At 79.8% G+C, this 1,582-nt stretch carries 1 pseudogene; it reads right to left on the bottom strand.

What is annotated here, in order from left to right:
• Positions 1-1,582: pseudogene (locus tag ACSNOH_RS34705) on the bottom strand (ATP-binding protein); the annotation flags it as partial.

Raw genomic sequence — 1,582 nt, 5'->3', positions numbered from 1 at the left:
GTGCGCGCGGGCCGGGGGCGGGCGCGCAGCAGCATGGCGGCGCATCCCAGCAGGGCGACGGCACCGGGGGCGGCACGGCACCGGGCCGGGGCGCGGCGGCGGACGGGCCTGCCGTGGGGCTGCCCGCCGGGGCGGGCGGGGTGAACCCGGAGCGGTCGGCGACCAGCGCGAGCGCCCGGCGGCCCGCTATGGCGCCGCGCTTGTCGGCCATGACCCCGCGCATGCCGACGGAGGCCTCCAGCTCGGCGCGGGCCCGCTGGAGATTGCCGGTGCACAGCGCGAGGACGCCCAACTCGTGGTGAAAGTACGCCTCTTCGCCGACCTCGCCGGCGCGCCGGGCGGCCTCCTGGCCGTAGCGCAGGACGCGCTCCCAGGCGCTCCAGTGCAGGGCGGCGGCGAAGGCGGGCGCGGCGGTGCGGGCGAGCCGGACGGCGGCGGCGCGGTGGCCGGGATCGCCCCCGGCGGCCAGGGCGGCGAGCGCGGCGAGCATCGCGTCGGCCTCGGCGGCGGCCCGCTCCGGGGTGACGGAGGGGTGGCCGGACCACCAGGCGTAGTGCTGGGCGGCGGCGTGGGCGCGCTCGGCGGCGCCGCTGCCGTACCCCTCGGCGGTGAGCTGGTCGGCGACGCCCGCGGCGAGGCGGTAGTGCCCGGCGACGGTGGTGATCAGGCCGCAGGCGAGCAGCTCGCCGACGGCCGCGTCGGCGTGGGTGTCGCCCACGAGGGCGGGCAGGTGGGCCTGGTGCGGGACTTCGCCGCCGAGGGCGACGGCGAAGCGCAGGGTCTCGCGGGCGGCCTCGCCGAGCCGGGCGGCGAGCGGCGCGGCCGGGCGGGACGCCTCGGCGAGCGGGGGCGGCGGCACGGCACGGCCGTCACCGGCCTCGGCCCCGGAGACCGCGATGTAGGGCCGCTCGGCGACCACGCCGAACTCGTCGGCCGCGGAGCCGGCGGCCGGTGCCTCGCCGTCCCGGGCGTCGCCGGGCAGCGCCCCGAGCCGCAGCAGCGCGCCGGCCTGGACGAACCGCAGCGGCAGGCCCTCGGACTCGAACCACAGGTCCGCCGCCCAGCCGGCCTCCTCGTCGGTGAGGGGCCGGTCGACGCAGAGCTCCAGGAGCTCCAGGCAGGCGGTGCGGTCGAGGCCGCCGAGGAAGACCTCCTCGACGTGGGAGTCGGCGGAGGGCGCGGCGACGCCGGGGGTGGCCGAGAAGAGGAAGGCGCACTCGGGGGTGGCGTCGAGGAGCTCGTCCAGGGCGGCGCCGCCGAATTCGAGGTCGTCCAGGACGACGACGGCGCCGATCTCGCGGACGAAGCCGAGCAGCGCGGCCCGGTCGGGGCGGTGCTGGGGCGCGTGGTGGACGGCGGCGAACAGGTCGTACAGCACGTCGGTGACGGTGCGGTGGTAGCCGGTGAGGCGGACGACGCCGTCGGGGGCGAGACCGGCGCAGTCCTCGGCGACGGCGTCCAGCAGGGCGCTGCGGCCGGAGCCGGCGGGGCCGGTCAGCCGGACGGAGCGGCCGCGGGAGAGCAGCCGGGCGAGCCGCTCGCGCTCCTCCTGGCGGTGCAGCAGGGGCAGTTCGGGGCCGGC

The sequence above is a fragment of the Streptomyces sp. URMC 127 genome (assembly GCF_051386535.1).
In the GTDB taxonomy this organism is placed as follows: domain Bacteria; phylum Actinomycetota; class Actinomycetes; order Streptomycetales; family Streptomycetaceae; genus Streptomyces.
The sequence above is the reverse complement of the archived record's forward strand: the minus strand, read 5'-3'. Positions and strand labels throughout refer to the sequence as shown.